Raw genomic sequence first — 23802 nt, forward strand, 5'->3', positions numbered from 1 at the left:
CTTAAGGACGCCTTCGCGGGCAAGCCTCGCTCCTACAGGGTTTGATGTTCAATCTTCGAAATGAATCGGGCATTTCTCCGCGCCTTCGAGCTTTCGCAACTCCTCCACCACCGGCGGTCTCGCCCCGCGCAAGGTCAGGCTACGGTCCTGCTTGCGTAGTCGCCGCGCTTCCTGGTGCAGCATTTCCACCCCCGAATAGTCGATAAAGTTGATCTGCTGCGCCTCGATCACCACCCGCGCCCCGTGCATGCGTTGCAGGCGCACTTGCAGGTAATGGCTGGCGCCGAAAAAGATCGAACCGCCGACCCGCAGAATGTCTTCATCGCCGTCGCGCCAATGCTGTACCCGTGGTTGCGAGGTGCGCTTGAGGTAGAAAAACAACGACGCGAGCACGCCGGCATAGATCGCTGTCTGCAATTCCAGCAACAGCGTGGCGACACAGGTCAGCGCCATCACCATGAACTCGGCGCGGCTGACCCGCAGCAACGCACGAATGCCGCGATGATCGACCAACCCCCAGGCGATCAGCAGGATGCTGCCAGCCATGGCCGGGATCGGAATATGCGCAATCAGGTTGGCGCCGAAGATCGCAAACAGCGCCACCCACAACGCGGAAAACACCCCCGCCATTGGCGAACAGGCACCCGCTTCGTAGCTGAGGCCGGAACGGGTGAAGGAACCGGCTGACAGCGAACCGGAAAAAAACGCACCGACCATGTTCGATAAACCCTGCGCGCGGACTTCCTGATTGGCATCGAGCAATTGCTGCGAGCGCGCCGACAAGGAACGGGCAATCGACAGGCTCGTCACCAGCCCGAGCATCCCCACCGCCACTGCGCTGGGCAGCAATCGCAAAATCATGTCCAGATCCAGTGGCAACGGGCTGAAGGGCGGCAGCCGCCCGACAAACGCGCTCACCAGGTTCACGTGGCCGAACATCGATGGCCACAGCCAAACCAGCAGCCCGGCGAGGATCAGGGTGATCAGCAGCGTCGGCCAGCGAGGCAGCAACCCTTTCAGGATTATGCCGACGACGACTGTTGCCAGTCCCAGCACGAGCGAGGGTTTATCCACCGCATCGAGGTGCTGCAGCAGCATCAGAAAGCTGTCCAGTGCGGTGGCCTGGCTGGGCAAGTCCAGCCCCAGCAGGTTGGGCATTTGACCGATGGCAATTACCACGGCGGCGCCGAGGGTGAAGCCCAATACCACCGAGTGCGAGACAAAATTCACCAGCGCGCCGAACCGCAGCAAACCCAGTAGCCACTGGAAAATGCCGGCGAGCAGCGTCAGAAGCAGGATCAACGTGATGTAGTCCTTGGACGCAGGGACGGCCAGAGGACTGACACTGGCGAACAGGACGATGGAGATCGCTGCCGTAGGCCCACAGATCAAATGCCACGATGAACCCCAGAGACAGGCGATCAGCACCGGGATGATCGCGGCGTACAAGCCGTATTCCGGTGGGAGACCGGCGATCAGCGCGTAGGCAATGGATTGCGGCAACGCGAGAATGGCGCCGCTGAGGCCGACGATCAGGTCACGGCCGACGCTGGCGCGGGTCTGCCGGGGCAACCACGTGAGGAAGGGGAAGAGTGAATGGCGGCTGGGGAAGGCCATGGGTCCTCTCGGTTGAAAATTTTGCGCAAGGGTATCAGGAGACGACGATCCTTCCCTTTGTAGGAGCGAGCGATGCGGCGATCCGACTTGCCCGCGAAGAACGTAACGCGGTTCTTTAGAAAAACCGCGTTATCGTTCTTCGCGGGCAAGCCTCGCTCCTACAGAGGATAGGATCACTTACAACTTGGCTTTTACCGCCGGCAACGCATCCTTGCCGTCCGCGGTCTTCACGCCTTCCAGCCATTTGTCCAGCACCGCCGGATTGGCCTTGATCCACGCCTTGGCCGCATCCGCATTGCTGACCTTCTTGTTCACCACATCCGCCATGATGCTGTTTTCCATCTCCTGGGTGAAACTCAGGTTGGTCAGCAACTTGCCCACATTCGGGCAGGCCTCGGCGTAACCCTTGCGGGTCAGGGTATGGACGCTGCCGGTGTCGCCGAAGTATTTCTCGCCGCCCTTCAGATAATGCATTTTCAGCTGCACGTTCATCGGGTGCGGCGTCCAGCCGAGGAAGGTCACGAATTTCTGTTTCTTCACCGCACGAGACACTTCGGCCAGCATCGCCTGTTCGCTGGACTCGACCAGTTTCCACTGGCCCATGTCGAAGTCGTTCTTCTTGATGATTTCTTGCAGCGAGATGTTCGCCGGGGCGCCGGAGCCGATGCCGTAGATCTTCTTGTCGAACTTGTCGGCGAATTTATTCAGGTCGGCAAAGTTATGCACACCCGCGTCCCACACGTAATCCGGCACCGCCAGGGTGAATTCGGTGCCATCGAGGTTCTTCGCCAGTTGCGTGACGTCGCCGGTGGCGACGAACTTGTCATAGAAACCCTGCTGCGCCGGCATCCAGTTGCCGAGAAACACGTCGACCTGGCCATCCTTCAACCCGCCAAAGGTAATCGGCACCGCGAGGGTGTCGACTTTGGGCTTGTAGCCCATGCCGTCCAGCAGAAACCCGGTGATGGCGTTGGTTGCGGCGATGTCGCTCCAGCCAGGGTCGGCCATTTTCACCGTCTCGCAGCTCTGATCGGCATACGCCGACGCACTGCCCAGAGCCAGCAGTCCGACCGTCAGTACTGTGGATAACTTTTGCATGGACTTCCCCTTAACATTATTGGTTTTGGCAGGGTTGTGGATAACGTGCTTTACGCTCCAGATCGTCGAGGTCGATGTGGTTGCGCATGTACTGCTGACTGGCGTCCACCAGTGGCTGGTGATCCCAGCTCTTCAGCTTGCCGATGGTCAGTGCCTCGGCGACGAAACGCCGACGACGCTGGCTCGCGAGCACCTGTTGGTGTATCGCCGGGATGTTCCATTTGGCCCGTGCTTCGGCGAGAAATTCCTCGAACAGGAGCCGATGTTGCGGCGACTGGCTGAGTTCTTCCTGTTCACGCGGGTCGTTGTGTACGTCGAAGAGCAGGCACGGATCGTCTTCGCTGTAGATGAATTTATAGGCACCGCGGCGAATCATCATCAGCGGACTGATGGTGCCTTCGGCCATGTATTCGCCGAAGACTTCGTCATGACCGCCCTGCCCTTGCAGGTGCGGAACCAGCGAACGGCCATCCAGCGGCAAGCCCGGTTCCAGAGCGCCGCCGGCCAACTCGACAAACGTCGGCAGCAGGTCGGCGGTGGAAACCGCTGCGCTGACCCGTCCGGCGCCAAACTGGCCGGGTGAACTGATCAACATCGGCACGCGCGCGGCCATTTCATACCAATGCATTTTGTACCAGAGGCCGCGCTCGCCGAGCATGTCGCCGTGGTCGCCGGAGAACACGATGATCGTGTCGTTGATCAGCCCGGTATCTTCGAGCGTTTGCAGAAGTTTGCCGACGTTGCTGTCGATATAGCTGCAAGCACCGAAATAAGCCCGGCGTGCATCGCGGATCTTATCCACAGGCAGCGGCTTGTCCCACAGGTCGTAGACCTTGAGCAAACGCTGGGCGTGCGGATCGAGTTCGGTTTGTGCCGGGGTTTCGGGCAATGGGATGTCGGCGTCGTCGTACAGATCCCAGAAAGCCTTGGGAATGGTGTACGGGTCGTGTGGGTGAGTCATCGACACGGTCAGGCAGAACGGCTGGTCGCCGTCCTCACGAATGTGGTCGAACAGATATTGCTGGGCCTTGAACACCACCTCTTCATCGAAATCCAGCTGATTGGTACGCACGCAAGGCCCGGCCTGCAGTACCGACGACATGTTGTGATACCAGGTCGGACGCACGTCCGGTTCGTCCCAGTTCACTGCCCAACCGTAGTCGGCCGGGTAAATGTCGCTGGTCAGGCGTTCTTCGTAACCGTGCAGTTGGTCCGGGCCGCAGAAGTGCATTTTCCCGGACAACGCGGTGCGATAACCGAGGCGCCGCAGGTAGTGGGCGTAGGTGGGCACGTCGGCAGGGAAATCGGCCGCGTTATCGTAGGCGCCGATCTTGCTCGGTAACTGACCGCTGACCAGGGTAAAACGCGACGGCGCGCAGAGTGGGCTGTTGCAATAAGCGGCGTCGAACACCACGCCTTCGGCGGCGAGGCGGCTGAGATTGGGTAATTTGATCGGCGAAGGGCCGTAGAACGGCAACATTGGCGCGGCCATCTGATCGGCCATGATGAAAAGAATATTCTTGCGCTTCATGTGATCGCGGCATTCCATAGTGAATATTTATGCGAGAGTGCTGCAATCGAGCATGGAGTCCATGTGATTTGTGGTAAAGCCCATGCCAGGCAATGACTAGGATAAGCACAGCTTATGTATGACGCCCTCGGTGATTTGTCTCTGGATTTGCTTCGCGCCTTCGAAGCGGCCGCCCGGCATCACAGTTTCACCGCCGCTGCGGTAGAGCTCGGCACCACGCAACCGGCCATCAGTCAGCAGATCAAGCGGCTGGAAGATCAACTCGCCACACGGCTGTTCGATCGCATTTATCGCGGGATCGAATTGACCGAGGCCGGGGCTATTCTTTTCGAGCAGGTTCAGCTCGGTTTGCAGAATATCGACGCAGGATTAAGTGCGATCAGTGCACAGCAACAGCATGAAGTGTTGCAGGTCGCCACCGATTTTGCCTTTGCCGCTTACTGGCTGATGCCCCGATTGCACCGCTTTCACGCGGCCAATCCTCACGTGGACGTTAGCCTGGTCACCAGCGAACGCAGCCTCAACATGCTGCGCACCGATATCGATGTTGCCGTGCTGTTTGGTGACGGGCGTTTTAAACAGGGCGAAAGCCATTGGCTGTTCAGCGAAGAAGTGTTCCCGGTGTGCAGTCCGCTGCTATTGAAGGACCGTCCCCTGCCCTTGCCGCCCCAAGGGCTGCTGGAATTTCCGCTGCTGCACCTGCGCGGCGAAAACAGCAGCAACTGGTTCGACTGGAGCGGCGTGTTTCGCGAATTGGGGATTACTTCGGCGCCAGCGCCCGGACAATTGCGATTCGACAATTACACGCTGTTGATTCAAGCGGCGATTGGCGGCCAGGGCGTGGCGATTGGCTGGCGGCACCTTGTGGATAACTTGCTGGCGCAAGGTTTGTTGTGTCGGCCAATTGCTGAAACGGTGATGTCCCGGCAGGGCTATTACGTGGTCCTGCCCCAACGCAAACGGCGTGGGGTGTTGATTCAACAGTTTGTGGATTGGTTGATGGCCGAGCAGGCCAGCAGTGCGCAATCGCTGAATGGCCTGCCTTTGCCTTCGATTGCGGTGTGAAAGCAAGAAGGTCGTCCGGGCGCGGCCCGAGCGTTCACTACTCTGAAGTCGCCACGAAATTCACGTGTTCGCCCACGTGAAGATTGAAGTGCAATTCATCGGCGATCCCTATCGCGACACGTTTCAAGCGATCCAGCGGTTCGGCCAGCCCCGGTTCCAGGCTGCTGCTGGCGTGGCTGAAATGCTCGATCGTCAGCCCCGGGATGCCACGCGGTGCATTCACCAGCGTCCAGTGCAACTTACTGCTTTGCAGGGATTCGCGGATTTCTTCGGCGGCGTGGCGTTGCAGTTGATCCTCAATCTCCGGATCGTCCAACACCTCGAAATCCCCCACCAGAAACAGTCGGGCAATGCCGGCAGCCTGCATGCCGGCTATCAGCGCATCGACGGCGAGCACCTGTTCGACCGGGCCCGGAACAATGGTTTTTTCAACGTGTTCGCTGTTGAACGGCAAGCCTGGTGCGTCTAATAGACAGATGACGGCCGAACAGCCCGCGACGCTTTGTTTGACGCGCTCGGCCTCAAACAGGTCGCCCGTCTTGGTGCGCAAACCCGGACGTGGCGCGAGTGCCGTCAAGTCATCAAGGATGGCGATCACTTCGTGTTGCCGCCGCAGCATCTCAGCCATCAGCGCACTGCCCAGGCTACTCATGGCACCATAAAGCACCACTTTTACCACCGGGGTTTCGGCATTTTTCATGACTGGGCTCCGTTTCCTGGGTGTATAGCATTTGACCTGTGGGAGACGGTGAGGGTTCGACAGGGATTCAGAGGGTTTCAGATGCAACAGATCAAGGGTTACCACGCCCACGTGTATTTCGACGCCAGCACCATCGACCAGGCGCGAGCCTTGTGTGAGCAGGCGGCGCAGCTGTTTCCGCTGAAAATGGGTCGGGTGCACGAACGTCCGGTCGGCCCGCATCCGGACTGGAGTTGCCAACTGGCATTCGGGCCGGAACTCATCGGCGACGTGTTGCCGTGGCTGGCGCTCAACCGCAAGGGCTTGGTGGTGTTCCTGCACCCGGACACCGGCGACGATCTGCTCGACCACACCGAACATGCCATCTGGATGGGGGCGATCCGGCCACTGGACCTGTCTATTTTTTGATCAAAGTGTTTCTTCGGCTTCGCCCGGCAGGTGTTCGTCCAGGTGCAGCCAGGGCAGACGGCTGTCGGTCCAGATGTGCCGCTCGGCCGGAGCCTGCTCGGGATGATCGAGGGTGGCGATGGTCAGGTCGATGCTCGCGGGACTGAGGTGTGTCACCAGCGCGAGTTGCGCCCCACAGTTCGGGCAGAAATATCGTACGCAACTGGATGACGAGGCGTACTGCGCCGGTGTGCCTTTCAGCCATTCAAAGGTCGATGCGGGCACGGTGATCCAGGTGGTCACGATCCCGCCGCTGACTCGTCGGCAGATTGAGCAGTGGCAGTGGGCGATGTCTCTCAAAGGTCCGCTGAATTGATAGCGCAGTTGTCCGCAGTGGCAGCCGCCTGTGTGAATGTTTGCCATGCTGTTTCCTCCTGATGCGTATGCACCGACGCTATCGCGAGCAGGCTCGCTCCCACATTAGATCTTCAGTGAATACAGAATGGGGGGCGACGAGATCAATGTGGGAGTGAGCCTGCTCGCGATGGCCTCAACTCGGTCTCACGCCCTGCCACCCGTCCGACGACCGGTCGCACATCCGGTCAATGCTTTCATCGGCGAAAGCTGGGTGAAAGCTTCCCCGATTAGGATCGCCCCCACTACCGGCAACAGACCGGTCGGCCAATGCCAGTGTTTTATCGCTCGCACAGCCCATTTAACAACAACAATGGTGACCCTGATGTCCTTTGATACTCGCCGCTTCGCCGCAACTCCGCCCGTACGCCTCGTGCTTCCCGTTCTGCGCTGACCCACCCGGTTCGCCCATTCCCTAGCCGCGCTACGCCTGGAGTATTCCCATGCTGACTTTCCTTGGCTTCGCCATGGTCATCACGTTCATGTTCCTGATCATGACCAAGCGCCTGTCTGCGCTGATCGCCCTGATCATCATTCCAATCGTCTTCGCCCTGTTCGGCGGTTTTGCGCCGAAGATCGGCCCGATGATGCTCGAAGGCATCACCAAGCTTGCGCCGACCGGCGTGATGCTGATGTTCGCCATCCTCTACTTCGCCCTGATGATCGACTCCGGCCTGTTCGACCCGGCCGTGCGCAAGATCCTCAAACTGGTCAAGGGCGACCCGTTGAAAGTTTCGGTCGGCACCGCCGTACTGGCGCTCGTCGTCTCCCTCGATGGTGACGGCGCGACCACTTACATGATCTGCGTGGCCGCCATGCTGCCGCTCTACAGCCGCATCGGCATGAGCCCGCGGATTATGGCTGGCCTGATCATCCTCGCCGGTGGCGTGATGAACATGACCCCATGGGGCGGTCCGACTGCCCGTGCGGCCAGTGCGTTGCATGTGGACCCGTCGGCGATCTTCGTACCGATGATTCCGGCGATGGGTGCCGGTGTCCTGGCCATCCTGGCCATCGCTTACTTCTACGGCAAACGTGAACGTGCGCGTCTGGGTGAGCTGCACCTGGTGGGCGACGAAATCGACCACAGCGAAATCAGCGTTTCGCAGTTCCCGGACGCCCGTCGTCCAAAGCTGATCTGGTTCAACGGTGCCCTGACATTCGCACTGATGTGCACCCTGATCGCAGGCCTGCTGCCGTTGCCGGTGCTGTTCATGGTGGCGTTCAGTATTGCCATGATCGTCAACTACCCTTGCCTGCAACAGCAGAAGGATCGCGTTGCGGCCCACGCCGGCAGCGTGCTGGCAGTGGTCGGTTTGATCTTCGCGGCAGGCATCTTCACCGGTATCCTGTCGGGCACCGGCATGGTCGATGCGATGTCGAAGAGCCTGTTGGCGGTCATCCCGGATTTCCTCGGCCCGTACCTGGCCGTGATCACCGCGCTGGTGAGCATGCCGTTCACGTTCTTCATGTCGAACGACGCATTTTATTACGGCGTGTTACCAGTACTTGCCGAAGCGGCCAGTCATTACGGTATAACCGCGGTTGAAATGGCGCGTGCCTCGATCGTCGGTCAGCCCGTCCACTTGCTGAGCCCGCTGGTACCATCGACCTATTTGTTGGTGGCCCTGGCCGGTATCGACTTCGGTGACCATCAGCGCTTTACCCTGAAATGGGCAGTGCTGGTGTGCATGTGCATACTGGTTGCAGCATTGCTGATGGGGATTTTTCCGCTGTTCAGCACTCTATAAGCCCAAGACTCACCACTGGGGGTCCAGGCTTCGTTGTTTGAAGCCCGGGCCCTTTGTGGTTTAACACTCGCTCAAAGGAATACACATGGAATGGCTGACCAACCCTGAAATCTGGGTTGCCTTCTTTACCCTGACCGCCCTGGAAATCGTCCTGGGTATCGATAACATCATCATGATTTCGATCCTGGTCAGCCGCATGCCCAAGCACATGCAGGCGCGCACCCGAATCTTCGGCCTGGCGCTGGCCATGGTCACGCGGATTCTGTTGCTGCTGTCGATCACCTGGGTCATGCGCCTCACCGCTGACTTGTTCGAAGTGTTCGGCCAGGGCATTTCCGGGCGAGACCTGATCCTGTTCTTCGGTGGTCTGTTCCTGCTGTGGAAGAGCTCGCAAGAGATGTACCACGCGCTGGAAGGTGAAGACGAAACCAATGAAGAGCCGGGCGGCAAGGGCGGCAACTTCCTCTACACCATCATCCAGATCGCGATCATCGACATCGTGTTCTCGCTGGACTCGGTGATCACCGCCGTCGGCATGGTCTCCCACGTACCGGTCATGGTCGCTGCAATCGTTGTGGCTGTGCTGGTGATGATGCTGGCTTCCGGCACCATCAGCTCGTTCATCGACAAGCACCCGTCGCTGAAGATGCTGGCGTTGGCGTTCCTGCTGATCGTCGGTACCGTGCTGATTGCCGAATCCTTCGATGTGCACGTGCCAAAAGGCTACGTCTACTTCGCCATGGCGTTCTCGCTGGCGGTGGAAGCGATCAACATCAAGATGCGCACCGCGATTGCGAAGAAGAAGAAACAGCAGGATCCGGTGAAACTGCGCAAGGATATTCCTGGGCAATAAGCCACACGTAAAACCTGTGGGAGCGAGCCTGCTCGCGATGGACTCAGGGGCGCCGCGTTTATCCTGTAAGCGAGCGTCTTCGTTAACGACCATCGCGAGCAGGCTCGCTCCTACATGAATCGGGGGCCTTCGGGCCCCTTTTTCACGTCTGCATCAAGCTGTTTTCATGACAGTTTTGTTTCAATCACCTCTTTAGCTATGCGATGCTGGCGCGCAGACCGTTAGCCAACTACAGCTTAAGTACACAACGTAGAAAGTCGCGCGGCACCGTCAACTTGCTCCTTTGGGGCGCTACCACCACAGGGGGCCCTTATGCTCACCCTGCTCAATTTGTTATCTGCCGTGGCCTTGCTGATCTGGGGCACGCACATCGTCCGAACCGGCATCCTGCGGGTCTACGGTTCCAACCTGCGCCATGTGATCGGCCAGAACATGTCCAAGCGCTGGCTGGCGTTCATCGCCGGCATAGTCGTGACCGCCATGGTCCAGAGCAGCAACGCCACCGCCATGCTCGTCACCTCCTTCGTCGGCCAGGGCCTGATGGCGCTGATGCCTGCGCTGGCGACCATGCTCGGCGCCGATGTCGGTACCGCGCTGATGGCACGGGTGCTGACGTTCGATTTGTCATGGCTGTCGCCGCTGCTGATTTTTCTCGGGGTGATTTTCTTCCTGTCGCGCAAACAGACGCGGCTCGGCCAGATGGGCCGGGTGGCCATCGGTCTGGGCCTGATCATTCTGGCCCTGCAACTGATCGTCGAAGCGGCGGCGCCGATCACCCAGGCGCAAGGGGTCAAGGTCATCTTCGCCTCGCTGACCGGCGACATCCTGCTCGACGCCTTGGTCGGCGCCCTGTTCGCGATGGTTTCCTACTCCAGCCTGGCCGCCGTCCTGCTGACCGCGACCCTGGCAGGCGCCAGCGTGATCAGCTTGCCGGTGGCCATCGGCCTGGTGATCGGCGCCAACATCGGCAGCGGCATTCTGGCGTTCATGAGCACCAGCATGCAGAACGCCGCGGGCCGTCAGGTGGCGCTCGGGAGCCTGCTGTACAAGCTGATTGGCCTGTTGCTGATCATTCCTGTGCTCGACCCGTTGGTGCACTGGATCGACAGCCTCGACTTCAGCCCCCAGGAAATGGTCATCGGCTTCCACCTGCTCTACAACACGGCTCGCTGCCTGATCTTGCTGCCGACGGTCGGGATAATGGCCAGGCTGTGTGCCTGGCTTTTGCCGGAGCGTCCGGAAATCAACGGCACGGCCAAACCACGGCACCTTGATCCGACGGCGCTGGTCACCCCCAGCCTGGCGCTGGCCAACGCCGTCCGGGAAACCCTGCGCATCGGCGATCTGATCGACAGCATGCTCGAAGCCATGCTCGACGTGCTGCGCGGCAAGCAAACTGCCGTCACCCAGGAAATGCGTCGCCTGACCGATGATGTGGATGCGCTCTACAACTCGATCAAGCTCTATCTGGCGCAAATGCCCCGTGAAGACCTCAGCGAGCAGGACAGTCGGCGTTGGGCGGAAATCATTGAGCTGGCGATCAACCTCAAACTCGCCAGCGATCTGATCGAGCGCATGTTGCGCAAGGTGCAGCAACAGAAAACCTCGCAGCGCCGGTCTTTTTCCGAGGTCGGCCTGGACGAATTGGCGGGGCTGCACAGCCAGCTGATTTCCAATTTGCGCCTGGGGTTGTCGGTGTTCCTCAGCGCCGACAAGGAAAGTGCCCGCCAGTTACTGCGGGAGAAGCGTCGCTTTCGTGCACAGGAACGCCGCCTGGCCCATGCTCACGTCAGCCGGTTGCAACGTAAGATTGTGCAGAGTATCGAGACCAGCTCGCTGCACCTGGAGCTGATCGCCGACATGAAGCGTCTGAATTCTCTGTTTTGCAGCAGTGCTTACGTGGTGCTGGAAACGTCTGACACCGGTGCGCTCGCTGTAGATGATTTGGCTGACATCACACATTCGCCTTGAACGTCTGGCAGTGTGGTCAGTCAGTAACATGTATTCAGCCTTCACGCCGCCATCGCGAGCAGGCTCGCTCCCACAGTTGATTTAAGTGAGACCGACGATCCACTGTGGGAGCGAGCCTGCTCGCGATGGCGGCCTGAAGGACAACACGGATCTCCAATTGGCCGTATGGAAACTCGCTATGCGTTGTTTGTTGTTCGCCTGCCTGTTGCTCGGATCATTCCCCTCCTTTGCCCTGGACCGCTTCCAGGTCGAGGGCTATACGCTGCCCAACGGCCTGCAATTGCTGCTCAAGCCCGGCACCGAGCGCGGGCATGTGGCGATTCGTCTGGTGGTCGGCGTCGGCATCGATGATTTCAACTGCGCCGACAAGGAGCTTCCGCACCTGCTCGAACACTTGCTGTTCAGTGGCATCGACGCCACCGGCGAAGGTGGTCTGGAAGAGCGCATGCAGGCGCTGGGCGGCGAGTGGAACGCCTACACCAGCAACGCCGACACCACGTTCGTCATCGAGGCCCCGGCGAAAAACCAGCGCAAGGTCCTCGACCTGCTGTTGGCGCTGTTGACCCAGACCCGAATCGACGACAACGCGATCAACGCTGCCAAGAAAGTGGTCGAGCGCGAAGACGGCGGCCATTACTCGCACCTGCAACGGTGGCTGGATCGTCAGGACTTGGGCCACACCGCGAGCAATCAACTGGCCGTGGAACTGGGCCTTAAATGCCCGGAGCGGGCCGAGGTCGATTACCTGACCCGCGAACAACTGGAGAAGGTACGCAAGGCGTGGTACGCGCCCAATAACATGACCCTGATCGTGGTCGGCGACCTCGACCGCTTGCTGCCGGGTTATCTGGAGCGGGCCTGGGGCGAGCTTGATGCGGTTGACCCTACCGATCACCCGCCGCTGCCGGAAATCAACGCCAGCGCAGCCCATGAACGCACGCTGAGTCACGGTATCGTCGGCGCGGGTGCCAAGTTGCACTGGCTGGTGCCGGAGCCCGTGCTGGCGGATCAGCACGACGAAACCTTCGACCTGCTCAAGGATTATCTGGACTGGGCGCTCTATCGTCAGATGCGCCTCGCCCATGGTCTGTCCTACGGCCCTTCCGCTGAGCGCGAAGTGTTTGGCGGCGTGGGTTTCATGAGCCTCAACGCCGACCTTGAGCGCGACGATGTGACAGCGGCGGAACAGGTGCTGGATGAGTTGAAGGCCGGGTTGCTCAAGGACGGTCTGGACGCCGGCACCTTCAACCGTCTCAAGCAGGCCGCCATCGCGCGCCAGGCCTGGGCCGTGCAAGGCAACAGCGCGTTGGCCGATTACTACTGGAGCGCGTTGAGCGACTACGAAGACGGCCGCTTCGCCGACCCGGCCAAGGAGCTCCAGGGGGTTACGCTGGAAAAAGCCAACAAGGCCATGCGTGAATTGCTCTTGCAGCCGGGTTATCTGCGGATCGAGAAGCCGTTGATGAGTTATGACCAGGTGCTGTGGGCAATTGCCGGGGCGTTCGCTTTGATGGTGCTCGGGCTGTTGGCGTGGCGCCTCCACCGCAAACACCGAGGCCCCCTGTAGGAGCCGGCTTGCCGGCGATGATCGTTAACGATAACGCGTGTTTACTGGATAAACCCGGCGCCCTTACGTCCATCGCCGGCAAGCCGGCTCCTACAGTTCGGCGTGTATCCGTGAATACGGTTGACCCTCGCCACACCGCCCCCCGGGCGGTACCCTGTCGGGGTTTTTTCCTACGACTATTGTGAACCGCCGAATGCCTACCCTGACCTTGTTCGTACAGCGCATACTCGAACTGATGAAGCGCTATCCCGGGGTCATTGCGCTCGGTGGTTTCATTTCCGGGGTCGGCAGCTTCATGCTGGTGGATCGTCAGCAAGGCCTGGCGACGTGGATCACCATCATCATGGTGTTGAGCTGGATCTGGCTGATGCTGGAAAACAGCCTCACCAAGCTCTTCACCCGAATCTTCAAACGGGAAATTCCCCAGCCGTTGCTGCGTTATGCGACGCAGATGATTCACCAGGAAAGCCTGTTTTTCGTCCTGCCGTTCTTTTTCATCACCACCACCTGGAACAGCGGCCAGTTGTTCTTCACCGGGCTGCTGGGCATCGCCGCGCTGATTTCCATCACTGATCCGCTTTACTACAAGTGGCTGGCGCCCCGGCGCTGGGCGTTCCTGGCATTGCATACGCTGACGCTGTTTGCCGCGCTGCTGACCGCCCTGCCCGTCATCCTGCACCTGACCACCTCCCAGAGTTTCAAACTGGCGCTGGGCACCGCCGTCGTGCTGTCGTTCCCGAGCCTGGCGTCGATCTTCCCTATTCGCACCGTGCGAAATGCGCTGGCAATCCTGAGCATCACCGTCGGCATCGGCGGCGTGGGTTGGGTGTTGCGCTCGTGGGTGCCGCCAGCCACGCTGTGGATGACCGATGTGGCAATCAGCACCCAGATGCAGGACCGCACGCCGGGCAAGAGTCTGGAAGAAGTCAGTGCCGAGCAGATCCGTGGCGATGGCCTGTACGCCTACACCGCGATCAATGCCCCGCGCGGTCTCGACGAGCGCATTTACCATGTGTGGCAGTTCAACGGCAAAGAGGTCGACCGCATCGCCCTGGACATCCACGGCGGGCGCAAGGAAGGCTATCGCGCCTGGACCCACAAGCAGAACTTCCCCGGTAACCCGGCGGGCAAGTGGCAGGTTCGGGTGCTGACCGAAGACGGCCAATTGATCGGGGTGTTGCGCTTCACGATCACGGACAGCACACCGACCAAAGAAAAGTAATGCGGTTCGTGCTATTACGTAGCTCTGCGTAACAGCCGAACAAGCACGGAGCTTATGACCAGCAGCACAATGGCCGGCAATGCCCAACTGGACGCCGCTCACTCCCCCGCTCAGTTGCGGGTGACGGGTGACTGGACGCTTGCCCATTACGCCGAACTCAAGGACCTGAGCGAAAAGCTTCGCGGCCAATACGACGACAAAACCCACATCGACCTCAATGGCCTCGGCGCGCTCGACACTGCCGGGGCATCGCTGCTGGTGGAATTGCTCGGTTCGGACCGTCTCGGAAAATCCGCGGAACATCCGGATTGCACCTTGTCTGTCGCCGATCGTGCGTTGTTGCAGACCGTTTATTGCTCGATGACCGACTTCTGCGTACCGATCAAGGAAGCGGAAATCAGCGTCGGCATTCAGTTGCTGACCCGTATCGGTCGCGCAGTGGATGCCGTCTGGCAAGACACCCTGCAACTGCTGGGCTTCGTCGGTCTGATACTGGAAACCATCGCCCGTGGGCTGTTCCGTCCGAAGCGCTGGCGCATCACGCCTATGGTCGCGCACATCGAACAGACCGGCCTCGACGCCGCGCCCATCGTCGCCCTGCTGACCTTTCTGGTGGGCGCCGTGGTGGCGTTTCTCGGCGCAACGGTGTTGGCGAGTTTCGGTGCGAGCATCTTCACCGTGGACCTGGTGGCGTTCTCCTTCCTCCGTGAATTCGGCGTGTTGCTCACCGCGATCCTGATGGCCGGGCGCACCGCCAGTGCGTTTACCGCGCAGATCGGCTCGATGAAGGCCAACGAAGAAATCGACGCCATCCGCACCTTGGGTCTCGACCCGATGGAGTTGCTGGTGGTGCCACGCGTGCTGGCGCTGCTGGTGGCGCTGCCGATGCTGACCTTTGTGGCGATGCTCTCGGGGATTGTCGGCGGTGGCGTGGTCTGCGCCGTGGCGCTGGATATCTCGCCGGCGATGTTCTTGTCGCTGCTGCAAACCGACATCGGCGTTCAACACTTTCTGGTCGGCATCGTCAAAGCGCCGATCTTTGCCTTCCTGATCGCCGCCATTGGTTGCCTTGAAGGCTTCAAGGTCAGCGGCAGCGCCGAGTCGGTCGGGGCGCACACCACGTCGAGCGTGGTGCAGTCGATTTTCGTGGTGATCGTGCTCGACGCCGTGGCCGCGCTGTTTTTCATGGAGATGGGCTGGTGAGTCGTCTACCCCGAGCGCCCTCCGAGGCGGTGATTGAGGTCCGTGGGCTGTGCAATCGCTTCGGTCGCCAGAGCGTGCACGAGAACCTCGACCTGGATTTGTACAAGGGCGAAATCCTCGCGGTGGTCGGCGGTTCCGGCAGTGGCAAGTCGGTGCTGTTGCGCAGCATTGTCGGCCTGCGCCAGCCCAGCGAAGGTGTGGTGAAAGTGTTTGGTAAAAACCTGCCGACCCTGTCCGAGCACGAGCGCTCGATGGTCGAACGGCGCTTCGGTGTGCTGTTTCAGAAAGGCGCGCTGTTCTCTTCGCTGACCGTGACCGAGAACGTCGCCCTGCCCCTGATCGAACACGCCGGGCTGAGCCGCAACGATGCCGAACACCTGGCGGCGGTGAAACTGGCGTTGGCCGGGTTGCCGCTGTCGGCGGCGGACAAGTACCCCGCTTCGCTGTCCGGCGGCATGATCAAGCGCGCGGCGCTGGCCCGGGCCCTGGCGCTGGACCCGGACATCCTGTTCCTCGACGAGCCCACCGCCGGCCTCGATCCGATTGGCGCGGCAGCCTTCGATCAATTGATCCTGACCCTGCGCGACGCGTTGGGGTTGAGCGTGTTTCTGGTGACCCACGACCTCGACACGCTCTACACCATCACCGACCGCGTGGCGGTACTGGCGCAGAAGAAAGTGCTGGTGGCGGACGCCATCGACAAGGTGTCGGAAACCGACGACGCGTGGATTCACGAATACTTCCATGGCCCTCGCGGCCGCGCGGCGCTGACAGCCGCTCAACAGCTTAACGAGGTCTGACATGGAAACCCGAGCCCATCACATATTGATCGGCCTGTTCACTGTGATTGTGGTGGCAAGCGCCCTGCTCTTCGGCCTTTGGCTGGCCAAGTCCAGCGTCGACACCGAGTTCAAGGATTACGAGATCGTCTTCAACGAGGCGGTCAGCGGCTTGTCCAAGGGCAGCGCCGTGCAGTACAGCGGGATCAAGGTCGGCGATGTGGTGACCTTGCGCCTGGACCCGAAAGACCCGCGTCGCGTGCTGGCGCGGATTCGCCTCGGCGGCGATACGCCGATCAAGGAAGACACCCAGGCCAAACTGGCGCTGACCGGGATCACCGGCACCTCGATCATCCAGCTCAGTGGCGGCACGCCGCAGAGCCCGACGCTCAAGGGTCACGACGGCAACTTGCCGACGATTGTGGCCTCGCCCTCGCCCATCGCCCGTTTGCTCAACGACAGCAACGACTTGATGGCTGGCGTGAACGTGTTGATGCACAACGCCAATCAGATGTTTTCGTCGGAGAACGTCGAGCGCATCAGCAAGACCCTCGAACACCTGGAACAAACCACCGGCACCATCGCCGATCAGCGCGGTGACATCCGTCAGGCGATGCAGCAACTGGCATCGGTCGGCAAGCAGGCTGGTGCGATGCTGGAACAGACGTCGACGCTGATGCGCAACGCCAACGGTTTGCTCAACGATCAGGGCAAGCAGATGTTCGGCAGCGCCGAGCAAGCCATGAAGTCGCTGGAACAAAGCAGCGCGACCATCAACAAGTTGCTCACCAACAACCAGGATTCGCTCAACAGCGGCATGCAAGGCCTCAATGGCCTGGCCCCGGCTGTACGTGAGTTGCGCGACACCCTGACCTCGTTGCGCGCTATTTCCCAGCGCCTGGAAGCCAACCCGAGCGGTTACTTGCTGGGCAATGACAAGAACAAGGAGTTCACGCCATGAAGCTGACTCACATCGCCCTCCTCGGCGTTTTTACGCTGACCGGCGCCTGCTCGATCCTGCCCAAGTCCGAACCGTCCGACGTCTACCGGTTGCCCTCGGTCCAGGGCAGCGTTTCGGGCAGTTATGGCACGGCGCAACGCTGGTCACTGCGCCTCACCAAACCGCAGGCCAGCGAGGCGTTGAACAGTCCGCAAATCGCCGTGATACCGCAAGGCGACCTGATCAGCAGCTACAAGGCTTCACGCTGGAGCGATCCGGCGCCGGTGCTGCTGCGCAATCGTCTGCTCGATGGTTTCCAGCGCGATGGCCGGGTGCCGTTGTTGAGCACCGATGACAGCAATTTCCAGGCGGATCTGGAGTTGGGCGGGAGTTTGCAAGCGTTCCAGACTGAATACCAAGGCACCGCGGCGAGTGTTGTTGTGCGTCTGGATGCGTTGCTGGTACGTGGTTACGACCAGCGCATTCTCGCCAGCCGCCGCTTCGAAGTGCGTCAGCCGCTGAGCGATGTGAAGGTGCCGGCGGTGGTGGCCGGGTTTGGCCAGGCGAGCGATCAGCTGACGGCGCAGGTGGTGGATTGGGCGGTTGAGCAAGGACAGAAAGTCGCGCCGCCAGTTAGGCCCTGAAGGTCCTGCGGACCTTATCGCCGGCAAGCCAGCTCCTACAGGTTCGGTGTTGTACGCATGGTGTGTGAACGCCACAATCCTGTAGGAGCTGGCTTGCCAGCGAAAAATCCCAAACTCACCCGAAGAACCAGTAGCAGACGCCAATGGCGCCGAGCACCCCGGCCAGCTCCGCCAGCAACGCACACCCCACCGCATGCCGTGCCCGCTGAATCCCCACCGCGCCGAAGTACACGGCCAGCACATAGAACGTCGTTTCCGTACTGCCCTGAATCGTCGCCGCTACCAAGGCAGGGAAGCTGTCTACCCCGGACGTCTTCATGGTTTCGATCAGCATCGCCCGGGCGGCGCTACCGGAGAACGGTTTGACCATCGCTGTCGGCAGCGCATCGACGAAGCGCGTGTCCCAACCGGCCCATTCCACCAGGTGCCGAATCCCGTCGAGGCCGAAATCCAGCGCGCCGGACGCCCGTAGTACACCGACGGCACAGAGCATCGCCACCAGATACGGCAGCAGATTCTTCGCCACGTCGAAGCCTTCTTTCGCACCTTCGACGAAGGCCTCGTAGACCTTCACTTTGCGCAGCGCGCCGATCACCAGGAACAGCATGATTATCCCGAAGAGCGTCAGATTGCCGAGGATCGACGACAAACTGGCTAGCGCGGTGGCCGAGAGCGTTGCCAGCAACGCCATGAAACTACCAAGGATCAGGGCACCGGGAATCATATAGGCCAGCACCACCGGGTCCCAGACGCGCAGGCGTTGCATGAAGGCGACAGCCAGGAAACCGACGATGGTCGAGCAACTGGTGGCCAGCAGGATCGGCAGGAACACCAGCGTCGGATCCGGCGCGCCTTGCTGCGCGCGATACATGAAGATCGTCACCGGCAACAGGGTCAGGGAGGAGGCGTTGAGCACCAGGAACAGGATCTGCGCGTTGCTGGCAATGGTGTCGCTGGGGTTGAGCTCTTGCAGCGCCTTCATGGCTTTAAGGCCGATCGGCGTAGCGGCGTTGTCCAGACCCAGGCCGTTGGCGGCGAAGTTCAGGGTGATCAGGCCGATGGCGGGGTGACCGGCCGGCACTTCTGGCATCAGACGCAGGAACAACGGGCCCAGCGCTCTGGCCAGCCACTCGACGATCCCGGCCTTTTCGGCGATCCGCAGAAAACCCAGCCAGAGGGTGAGGGTGCCGAACAGCAGGACCATGACCTCGACCGACAACTTGGCCATGGCGAAAATGCTTTCCACCATCGCCGCGAAGATCCCGGCATTCCCGCCGATCAGCCACTGCGCCAGCGCCGACACGGCCGCCACAATGAAGAAGCCAAGCCAAAGGCCATTGAGCATCAGTAAATCCCCCGAAGAATGCGGCGAATGATAGCGGGGTAGCCAGAAACGACAAACCCCGGATTTCTCCGGGGTTCGTTTGTGCAATTGCGTCGTACACATAATGTACGTGCAACCGCGTCCTGTAGGAGCATGGCTTGCCAGCGAAGAACGATAACGCGGTTTAACTGAAATACCGCGGCGTCCCATTCGCGGGCAAGCCTCGCTCCTACAGGGATCTGCGTCAGTTGTTGGACACTTCGCCGACCGGCAGCTTTTCCTTGCTGCGCCAGTGCGGCAGGGAGTTCCAGTAGCGCTGGCCCTTGGCGTCGTCGTACATGCCTTCCCAACGGGCGATGACCAACACGGCCAGGGCATTGCCGATCACGTTCAGAGCAGTACGCGCCATGTCCATGATGCGGTCGACACCGGCTATGAACGCCAGGCCTTCCAGCGGGATGCCCACGCTGCCCAAGGTTGCCAGCAGCACCACGAAGGACACGCCCGGAACACCGGCGATGCCTTTGGAGGTGACCATCAGGGTCAGTACCAGCAGCAATTGCTGGCTGATCGACAGGTCGATGCCATAGAGCTGGGCAATGAAGATTGCCGCGATGCTCTGATACAAGGTCGAACCGTCAAGGTTGAACGAGTAACCAGTCGGTACCACGAAACTGCAAATGGCTTTCGGTGCGCCGTAGGCTTCCATCTTCTCGATCACGCGTGGCAGCACGGTTTCGGAGGAGGCGGTGGAGTAGGCCAGTACCAGCTCATCCTTGAAGATGCGCATCAGCTTGATCACCGAGAAACCGAACAGGCGAGCGATCAGGCCCAGCACCACGAAGGCGAAGAAGGCGATGGCGACGTAAACCAGGATCACCAGTTTGGCCAGCGGCAGCAGGGACGCGAAGCCGAAGTTGGCTACGGTCACCGCGATCAGTGCGAATACGCCGATCGGGGCGTAGTTCATGATCATGTGGGTGACCTTGAACATGCTTTCCGACACGCCCTGGAACATCGTTACCAGTGGGTCGCGCAACTCGGGCTTCAGGCTCGACAAACCGAGACCGAACAGCACCGAGAAGAAGATGATCGGCAGCATTTCGCCGCGGGCCATGGCCGCGAAGATGTTGGATGGGATCAGGTTGAGGATGGTTTCGATGAACGCGTGTTCATGCTGTACCTCGGCGGCGGTCGCTTGGTACTTGGAAATATCCACGGTACCCAGGGTGCTCATGTCGATGCCGGCACCCGGGTGGAACAGGTTGGCGAGCAGCAGGCCAACGACGATGGCGATGGTGGTGACGACTTCGAAGTAGATGATCGTCTTGAGGCCGATGCTGCCGAGCTTCTTCGCGTCACCGACGCCCGCAATACCGACGACCAACGACGAGATCACGATCGGGATCACGATCATCTTGATCAGACGGATAAAGATATCGCCTGCTGGTTGCAGAACGTTGCTGATCCACCAAGCCTTTTCGGCACTGAAATGGTTGAGCAGCGCACCGATTGCAATCCCCAATACCAGACCGATGAGGATCTGCCAGGCGAGGCTAAGCTTTGCCTTCTTCATATCTTTACCCTTACTTGCGTTTGACTCAGGCAGATGCGGGAACTGGAACGCTTTTGGCGAAAAAGTCTTGTGCATCTGCCCCCGTATAAGGTGCCCCGGAGCGAGTATTTATGGCTCTCTGGCAGGCGAAAAAAGGCGCAACTATTCCGATGCAAGGATGCGACGTCTAATGCCGTAAACGCCTACCCTATGCCGAATCGGCATGAGGTTTTTTCACTGAAAGCGACGTCGCAAACGGTTCGAATATGACATTTCGGCAGGCATATGTGCCGTGAACCGGCCATCTCCGGGCAGGTTGGGTGTTTTTTGATCAGTGGTGCGAGAGGGGTATTTCAGAAAAATCCGACAATCAGAGGTGAGAAATCGCTGCAAAATAAGGCAGTTTTTTCTCGATGTACGGTTACGCAAGAAACACCGGGAAAAGTATTTTCCGGTGAATAGTCGTGCGAATGAGAGGTTGGAACAGCGAAACCGGATGGATCGCTCTATTTCAAAGCTTTGCGCGCAAGCTCTTCGCAAGCCCGTCGAGCCACGGAGGGACGACGAACTTGCGTCGCAGCTTTTTCCTGACCCGGCCCTTTCGCAGGTACTCCCTGTACCCGTAGGTCACTCCGCCCCTGAAACAGGCAGAACGTCCCGACCCCTTGGTCATGCGTCTACCTTCCTCAGGTAGCGCATTGGAGAGAAGCAATATTGCTTCTTTCGTGTGACAAATTCGGTACCAGCCCGGATCTTTCTTCAGTTGTTTTCTTCGCCGTGCCTGGCCGCCATCGCGATGGCACTGCCGCCCGGGAGCAGGGCGGCTGCCAACGTTTTGGGTGAAACGCTCATCTTCAACCTCGACCGCGACGGCCGAAGAAGAACGAAGCAATGAACATCACCAGGAACACGACAAAGAGAATCTTGGCGATACCCGTGGCGGTGCCCGCGATACCACCGAAGCCCAGTACTGCAGCGATGATGGCAATGATCAAGAATGTGATTGCCCAGCTCAACATGGTGATTCTCCTTACGCTTCTATTTAGAGAGGCTACTTGTGGTGCGTTTCCCGGCGCAGCGAGCGCGCCAAGTTCGTGTGTCTAGAACACCCAACGCTCCTGACGTGTCAGCTCGTCCGCAGGCTGAGCCTGGTCGACATCCATCATTCGCGTCGGGGCGCTGTCAGCGAAGCTGCTGCTGACGGCACTGAAGTGGGTTTGGGTCGGATGCTGAATCGACACGCGTGGCGCTTCTTGCTGCTGGCTCTGCTCCCAACGCTGAAACTGCTGGCCGCCGATCAAGGTGATCAAAAGCGCCAGAACAGCAAACAGGCCTTGCTGGATATGCAGTGGCGAGATACGCAATTGGGCGGCACGTTGGCGATTCATCCTGAAGCTCCTCCCACTCTGTAGTGATCTTGTTATGGGCCTCGTTTCTGAATGCCCTGGTTAATCAGGTTGTTGCAGCCTGCATGCCAGCTTTTAACGACGATAAATATCAATAAAATCAGCTAGTTATGATTTCTATGAAATTCATGCCGGACGCATCCTGCACGATGGCTCTTCCACAGTCGTGCGTAATGCACGATGGATTTGTAGGAACTTTCATTTTTTTTGAATTGCGGGGAGGGCGCGGATGTCACAAGGAAAGATGGGGAATCAACTGAAAACCGGCTATCTGATAAAAAAACAACAAAATCAGGTGATTAGCCGTAGGGTGAGGGGCGAGCTACCCTGCTGTAGCCGGAATCGACCAGAATCAACCATGCAACTTGCCCGATTATTCCGGGACTAAACCAAGATCATTCTTTAAGGAGCGTAGGAAAATGGAATCAGCCACTGAGCATCAAGGCCGCATTCTGCTGGTGGATGACGAATCCGCCATCCTGCGAACGTTCCGATACTGCCTCGAAGATGAAGGCTACAGCGTCGCTACCGCCACCAGCGCGGCGCAGGCCGATGCGCTGCTGCAACGCCAGGTGTTCGACCTGTGCTTCCTCGATTTGCGCCTCGGCGAGGACAATGGCCTCGACGTGTTGGCGCAGATGCGCATTCAGGCGCCGTGGATGCGCGTGGTGATTGTCACCGCACATTCGGCTGTGGACACCGCGGTGGATGCCATTCAGGCCGGCGCCGCTGATTATCTGGTCAAGCCGTGCAGCCCCGATCAATTGCGCCTTGCCACCGCCAAGCAACTGGAAGTGCGGCAACTGTCGGCCCGTCTGGAGGCGCTGGAAGGTGAAGTGCGCAAACCCAAGGACGGTCTGGATTCCCACAGCCCGGCGATGAAAGTGGTGCTTGAAACCGCCCGCCAGGTGGCCAGCACGGATGCCAACATCCTGATCCTCGGCGAGTCCGGTACCGGCAAGGGTGAACTGTCCCAGGCCATTCACGGCTGGAGCAAGCGTGCGAAAAAATCCTGCGTCACCATCAACTGCCCATCGCTGACCGCCGAACTGATGGAAAGCGAGCTGTTCGGTCACAGCCGTGGCGCGTTCACCGGCGCCAGTGAAAGCACGCTCGGGCGAGTGAACCAGGCTGACGGCGGAACGCTGTTTCTCGACGAGATCGGCGATTTTCCCCTGACGTTGCAGCCTAAATTACTGCGTTTCATCCAGGACAAAGAATATGAACGCGTCGGCGATCCGGTCACCCGCCGCGCCGATGTGCGCATCCTCGCGGCGACCAACCTCAATCTTGAAGACATGGTCCGCGACGGCCGCTTCCGTGAAGATTTGCTCTATCGCCTGAACGTCATCACCTTGCATCTGCCACCGCTGCGCGAACGGCGGGAAGATATTCTGAACCTGGCTGAGCGTTTTCTGGCCCGGTTCGTCAAGGAATACGCGCGTCCGGCGCGGGTTTTCAGTGAAGAAGCCCGTGAAGCGCTGCTCAGCTATCGCTGGCCCGGGAACATCCGCGAGCTGCGCAACGTGGTCGAGCGAGCGAGCATTATTTGTCCACAGGAACGGGTTGAAATCAGCCACTTGGGCATGGCCGAAACCCCGGTCAACAATGCGCCACGTATCGGCGCTGCGCTGAGCCTGGATGAACTGGAGAAGGCCCACATCGGCGCGGTCCTCGCCACCGCCGACACCCTGGATCAGGCCGCCAAGACGCTCGGCATCGACGCTTCGACGCTCTACCGCAAACGCAAGCAGTACAACCTGTGAGCCCTGCGC

At 59.9% G+C, this 23802-nt stretch carries 21 protein-coding genes; 12 read left to right on the top strand and 9 right to left on the bottom strand.

Going from position 1 to position 23802, the window contains the following annotated elements; all coding sequences use genetic code 11:
- Positions 1-48: 48 nt before the first annotated feature.
- From KGB27_RS08150 to betC, 3 genes are all read right to left on the bottom strand, one after another.
- Positions 49-1617 carry a SulP family inorganic anion transporter gene (locus tag KGB27_RS08150; protein WP_008044030.1) on the bottom strand — a complete coding sequence of 523 codons (1569 nt, stop codon included), beginning with the start codon at positions 1615-1617 and terminating at the stop codon, positions 49-51.
- A 177-nt stretch (positions 1618-1794) separates the two neighbouring features.
- On the bottom strand, positions 1795-2715 hold the full coding sequence (choX, locus tag KGB27_RS08155) for a choline ABC transporter substrate-binding protein (protein WP_207285006.1): 921 nt from the start codon (positions 2713-2715) through the stop codon (positions 1795-1797).
- A gap of 16 nt (positions 2716-2731) precedes the next feature.
- Positions 2732-4246: a choline-sulfatase gene (betC, locus tag KGB27_RS08160; protein WP_192228133.1), complete on the bottom strand. Its 1515-nt coding sequence runs from the start codon at positions 4244-4246 to the stop codon at positions 2732-2734.
- Between the two features lie 114 nt (positions 4247-4360).
- On the opposite strand from betC, the gene KGB27_RS08165 reads away from it, so the two are divergent.
- A complete protein-coding gene (locus tag KGB27_RS08165) occupies positions 4361-5311 on the top strand; it encodes a choline sulfate utilization transcriptional regulator (protein WP_008027604.1) in 951 nt (316 codons plus the stop codon).
- 37 nt (positions 5312-5348) lie between these two features.
- Here the strand turns inward: KGB27_RS08165 and KGB27_RS08170 are convergent, their stop codons facing one another.
- Complete coding sequence (locus tag KGB27_RS08170) at positions 5349-6011, bottom strand: NAD(P)-dependent oxidoreductase (protein ID WP_008044034.1); 663 nt, start codon at positions 6009-6011, stop codon at positions 5349-5351.
- A gap of 81 nt (positions 6012-6092) precedes the next feature.
- Between KGB27_RS08170 and KGB27_RS08175 the strand changes: the two genes are divergently transcribed.
- Entirely contained in the window at positions 6093-6419 is a 327-nt protein-coding gene (locus KGB27_RS08175) for a DOPA 4,5-dioxygenase family protein (RefSeq protein ID WP_008027608.1), read from the top strand.
- On the opposite strand, the gene KGB27_RS08180 is transcribed toward KGB27_RS08175, so the two are convergent.
- Positions 6420-6821 carry a GFA family protein gene (locus KGB27_RS08180; protein WP_223553889.1) on the bottom strand — a complete coding sequence of 134 codons (402 nt, stop codon included), beginning with the start codon at positions 6819-6821 and terminating at the stop codon, positions 6420-6422.
- A 434-nt stretch (positions 6822-7255) separates the two neighbouring features.
- Between KGB27_RS08180 and KGB27_RS08185 the strand changes: the two genes are divergently transcribed.
- The 9 genes from KGB27_RS08185 to KGB27_RS08225 all read left to right on the top strand — a co-directional run bounded on the left by KGB27_RS08185 (position 7256) and on the right by KGB27_RS08225 (position 17742).
- Positions 7256-8563 carry a CitMHS family transporter gene (locus KGB27_RS08185; protein WP_008027613.1) on the top strand — a complete coding sequence of 436 codons (1308 nt, stop codon included), beginning with the start codon at positions 7256-7258 and terminating at the stop codon, positions 8561-8563.
- An 85-nt stretch (positions 8564-8648) separates the two neighbouring features.
- Positions 8649-9416, top strand: coding sequence for a TerC family protein (locus tag KGB27_RS08190; protein WP_192228129.1), 768 nt, complete (start codon positions 8649-8651; stop codon positions 9414-9416).
- 312 nt (positions 9417-9728) lie between these two features.
- Positions 9729-11387: a Na/Pi cotransporter family protein gene (locus tag KGB27_RS08195; RefSeq protein ID WP_008044735.1), complete on the top strand. Its 1659-nt coding sequence runs from the start codon at positions 9729-9731 to the stop codon at positions 11385-11387.
- 178 nt (positions 11388-11565) lie between these two features.
- Complete coding sequence (locus tag KGB27_RS08200; RefSeq protein WP_223434185.1) at positions 11566-12954, top strand: M16 family metallopeptidase; 1389 nt, start codon at positions 11566-11568, stop codon at positions 12952-12954.
- A 193-nt stretch (positions 12955-13147) separates the two neighbouring features.
- Positions 13148-14176 carry a DUF5924 family protein gene (locus KGB27_RS08205; RefSeq protein WP_192228126.1) on the top strand — a complete coding sequence of 343 codons (1029 nt, stop codon included), beginning with the start codon at positions 13148-13150 and terminating at the stop codon, positions 14174-14176.
- 54 nt (positions 14177-14230) lie between these two features.
- Positions 14231-15379 carry an ABC transporter permease gene (locus tag KGB27_RS08210; RefSeq protein WP_032828683.1) on the top strand — a complete coding sequence of 383 codons (1149 nt, stop codon included), beginning with the start codon at positions 14231-14233 and terminating at the stop codon, positions 15377-15379.
- The gene (locus tag KGB27_RS08215) at positions 15376-16179 is read left to right on the top strand and encodes an ABC transporter ATP-binding protein (RefSeq protein WP_192417834.1); all 804 of its coding nucleotides are present in this window, start codon (positions 15376-15378) and stop codon (positions 16177-16179) included. The genes KGB27_RS08210 and KGB27_RS08215 overlap by 4 nt, the downstream gene beginning before the upstream one ends.
- A gap of 1 nt (position 16180) precedes the next feature.
- On the top strand, positions 16181-17119 hold the full coding sequence (locus KGB27_RS08220) for an MlaD family protein (protein WP_223553891.1): 939 nt from the start codon (positions 16181-16183) through the stop codon (positions 17117-17119).
- The gene (locus KGB27_RS08225) at positions 17116-17742 is read left to right on the top strand and encodes an ABC-type transport auxiliary lipoprotein family protein (protein WP_223553893.1); all 627 of its coding nucleotides are present in this window, start codon (positions 17116-17118) and stop codon (positions 17740-17742) included. Before KGB27_RS08220 ends, KGB27_RS08225 begins: the two co-directional genes overlap by 4 nt.
- Positions 17743-17857: 115 nt before the next feature.
- Here the strand turns inward: KGB27_RS08225 and KGB27_RS08230 are convergent, their stop codons facing one another.
- The 4 genes from KGB27_RS08230 to KGB27_RS08245 form a co-directional block, all read right to left on the bottom strand.
- Positions 17858-19087 carry a nucleoside recognition domain-containing protein gene (locus tag KGB27_RS08230; protein WP_008027633.1) on the bottom strand — a complete coding sequence of 410 codons (1230 nt, stop codon included), beginning with the start codon at positions 19085-19087 and terminating at the stop codon, positions 17858-17860.
- 223 nt (positions 19088-19310) lie between these two features.
- Positions 19311-20642, bottom strand: a complete 1332-nt coding sequence (gene gltP, locus KGB27_RS08235) for a glutamate/aspartate:proton symporter GltP (protein ID WP_223553895.1) — start codon at positions 20640-20642, stop codon at positions 19311-19313.
- Between the two features lie 833 nt (positions 20643-21475).
- Positions 21476-21640: a DUF1328 domain-containing protein gene (locus tag KGB27_RS08240; protein ID WP_003177151.1), complete on the bottom strand. Its 165-nt coding sequence runs from the start codon at positions 21638-21640 to the stop codon at positions 21476-21478.
- 81 nt (positions 21641-21721) lie between these two features.
- Positions 21722-22009: a hypothetical protein gene (locus tag KGB27_RS08245; RefSeq protein WP_008044713.1), complete on the bottom strand. Its 288-nt coding sequence runs from the start codon at positions 22007-22009 to the stop codon at positions 21722-21724.
- A 437-nt stretch (positions 22010-22446) separates the two neighbouring features.
- Between KGB27_RS08245 and algB the strand changes: the two genes are divergently transcribed.
- A complete protein-coding gene (gene algB, locus KGB27_RS08250; RefSeq protein WP_008044712.1) occupies positions 22447-23793 on the top strand; it encodes a sigma-54-dependent response regulator transcription factor AlgB in 1347 nt (448 codons plus the stop codon).
- The last annotated feature ends 9 nt before the right edge of the window (positions 23794-23802 follow it).

It is taken from the genome of Pseudomonas sp. BF-R-01 (assembly GCF_019946615.1).
Taxonomy (GTDB): domain Bacteria; phylum Pseudomonadota; class Gammaproteobacteria; order Pseudomonadales; family Pseudomonadaceae; genus Aquipseudomonas; species Aquipseudomonas migulae.

Coding starts and splice junctions, on each gene's coding strand:
- KGB27_RS08200 (WP_223434185.1), top strand. CDS start 11,566: ATGCGTTGTTTGTTGTTCGCCTGCCTGTTGCTCGGATCATTCCCCTCC.
- KGB27_RS08150 (WP_008044030.1), bottom strand. CDS start 1,617: ATGGCCTTCCCCAGCCGCCATTCACTCTTCCCCTTCCTCACGTGGTTG.
- KGB27_RS08240 (WP_003177151.1), bottom strand. CDS start 21,640: ATGTTGAGCTGGGCAATCACATTCTTGATCATTGCCATCATCGCTGCA.
- KGB27_RS08165 (WP_008027604.1), top strand. CDS start 4,361: ATGTATGACGCCCTCGGTGATTTGTCTCTGGATTTGCTTCGCGCCTTC.
- KGB27_RS08245 (WP_008044713.1), bottom strand. CDS start 22,009: ATGAATCGCCAACGTGCCGCCCAATTGCGTATCTCGCCACTGCATATC.
- KGB27_RS08175 (WP_008027608.1), top strand. CDS start 6,093: ATGCAACAGATCAAGGGTTACCACGCCCACGTGTATTTCGACGCCAGC.
- betC (WP_192228133.1), bottom strand. CDS start 4,246: ATGAAGCGCAAGAATATTCTTTTCATCATGGCCGATCAGATGGCCGCG.
- KGB27_RS08180 (WP_223553889.1), bottom strand. CDS start 6,821: ATGGCAAACATTCACACAGGCGGCTGCCACTGCGGACAACTGCGCTAT.
- KGB27_RS08230 (WP_008027633.1), bottom strand. CDS start 19,087: ATGCTCAATGGCCTTTGGCTTGGCTTCTTCATTGTGGCGGCCGTGTCG.
- gltP (WP_223553895.1), bottom strand. CDS start 20,642: ATGAAGAAGGCAAAGCTTAGCCTCGCCTGGCAGATCCTCATCGGTCTG.
- KGB27_RS08220 (WP_223553891.1), top strand. CDS start 16,181: ATGGAAACCCGAGCCCATCACATATTGATCGGCCTGTTCACTGTGATT.
- algB (WP_008044712.1), top strand. CDS start 22,447: ATGGAATCAGCCACTGAGCATCAAGGCCGCATTCTGCTGGTGGATGAC.
- KGB27_RS08225 (WP_223553893.1), top strand. CDS start 17,116: ATGAAGCTGACTCACATCGCCCTCCTCGGCGTTTTTACGCTGACCGGC.
- KGB27_RS08205 (WP_192228126.1), top strand. CDS start 13,148: ATGCCTACCCTGACCTTGTTCGTACAGCGCATACTCGAACTGATGAAG.
- KGB27_RS08190 (WP_192228129.1), top strand. CDS start 8,649: ATGGAATGGCTGACCAACCCTGAAATCTGGGTTGCCTTCTTTACCCTG.
- KGB27_RS08195 (WP_008044735.1), top strand. CDS start 9,729: ATGCTCACCCTGCTCAATTTGTTATCTGCCGTGGCCTTGCTGATCTGG.
- choX (WP_207285006.1), bottom strand. CDS start 2,715: ATGCAAAAGTTATCCACAGTACTGACGGTCGGACTGCTGGCTCTGGGC.
- KGB27_RS08185 (WP_008027613.1), top strand. CDS start 7,256: ATGCTGACTTTCCTTGGCTTCGCCATGGTCATCACGTTCATGTTCCTG.
- KGB27_RS08170 (WP_008044034.1), bottom strand. CDS start 6,011: ATGAAAAATGCCGAAACCCCGGTGGTAAAAGTGGTGCTTTATGGTGCC.
- KGB27_RS08210 (WP_032828683.1), top strand. CDS start 14,231: ATGACCAGCAGCACAATGGCCGGCAATGCCCAACTGGACGCCGCTCAC.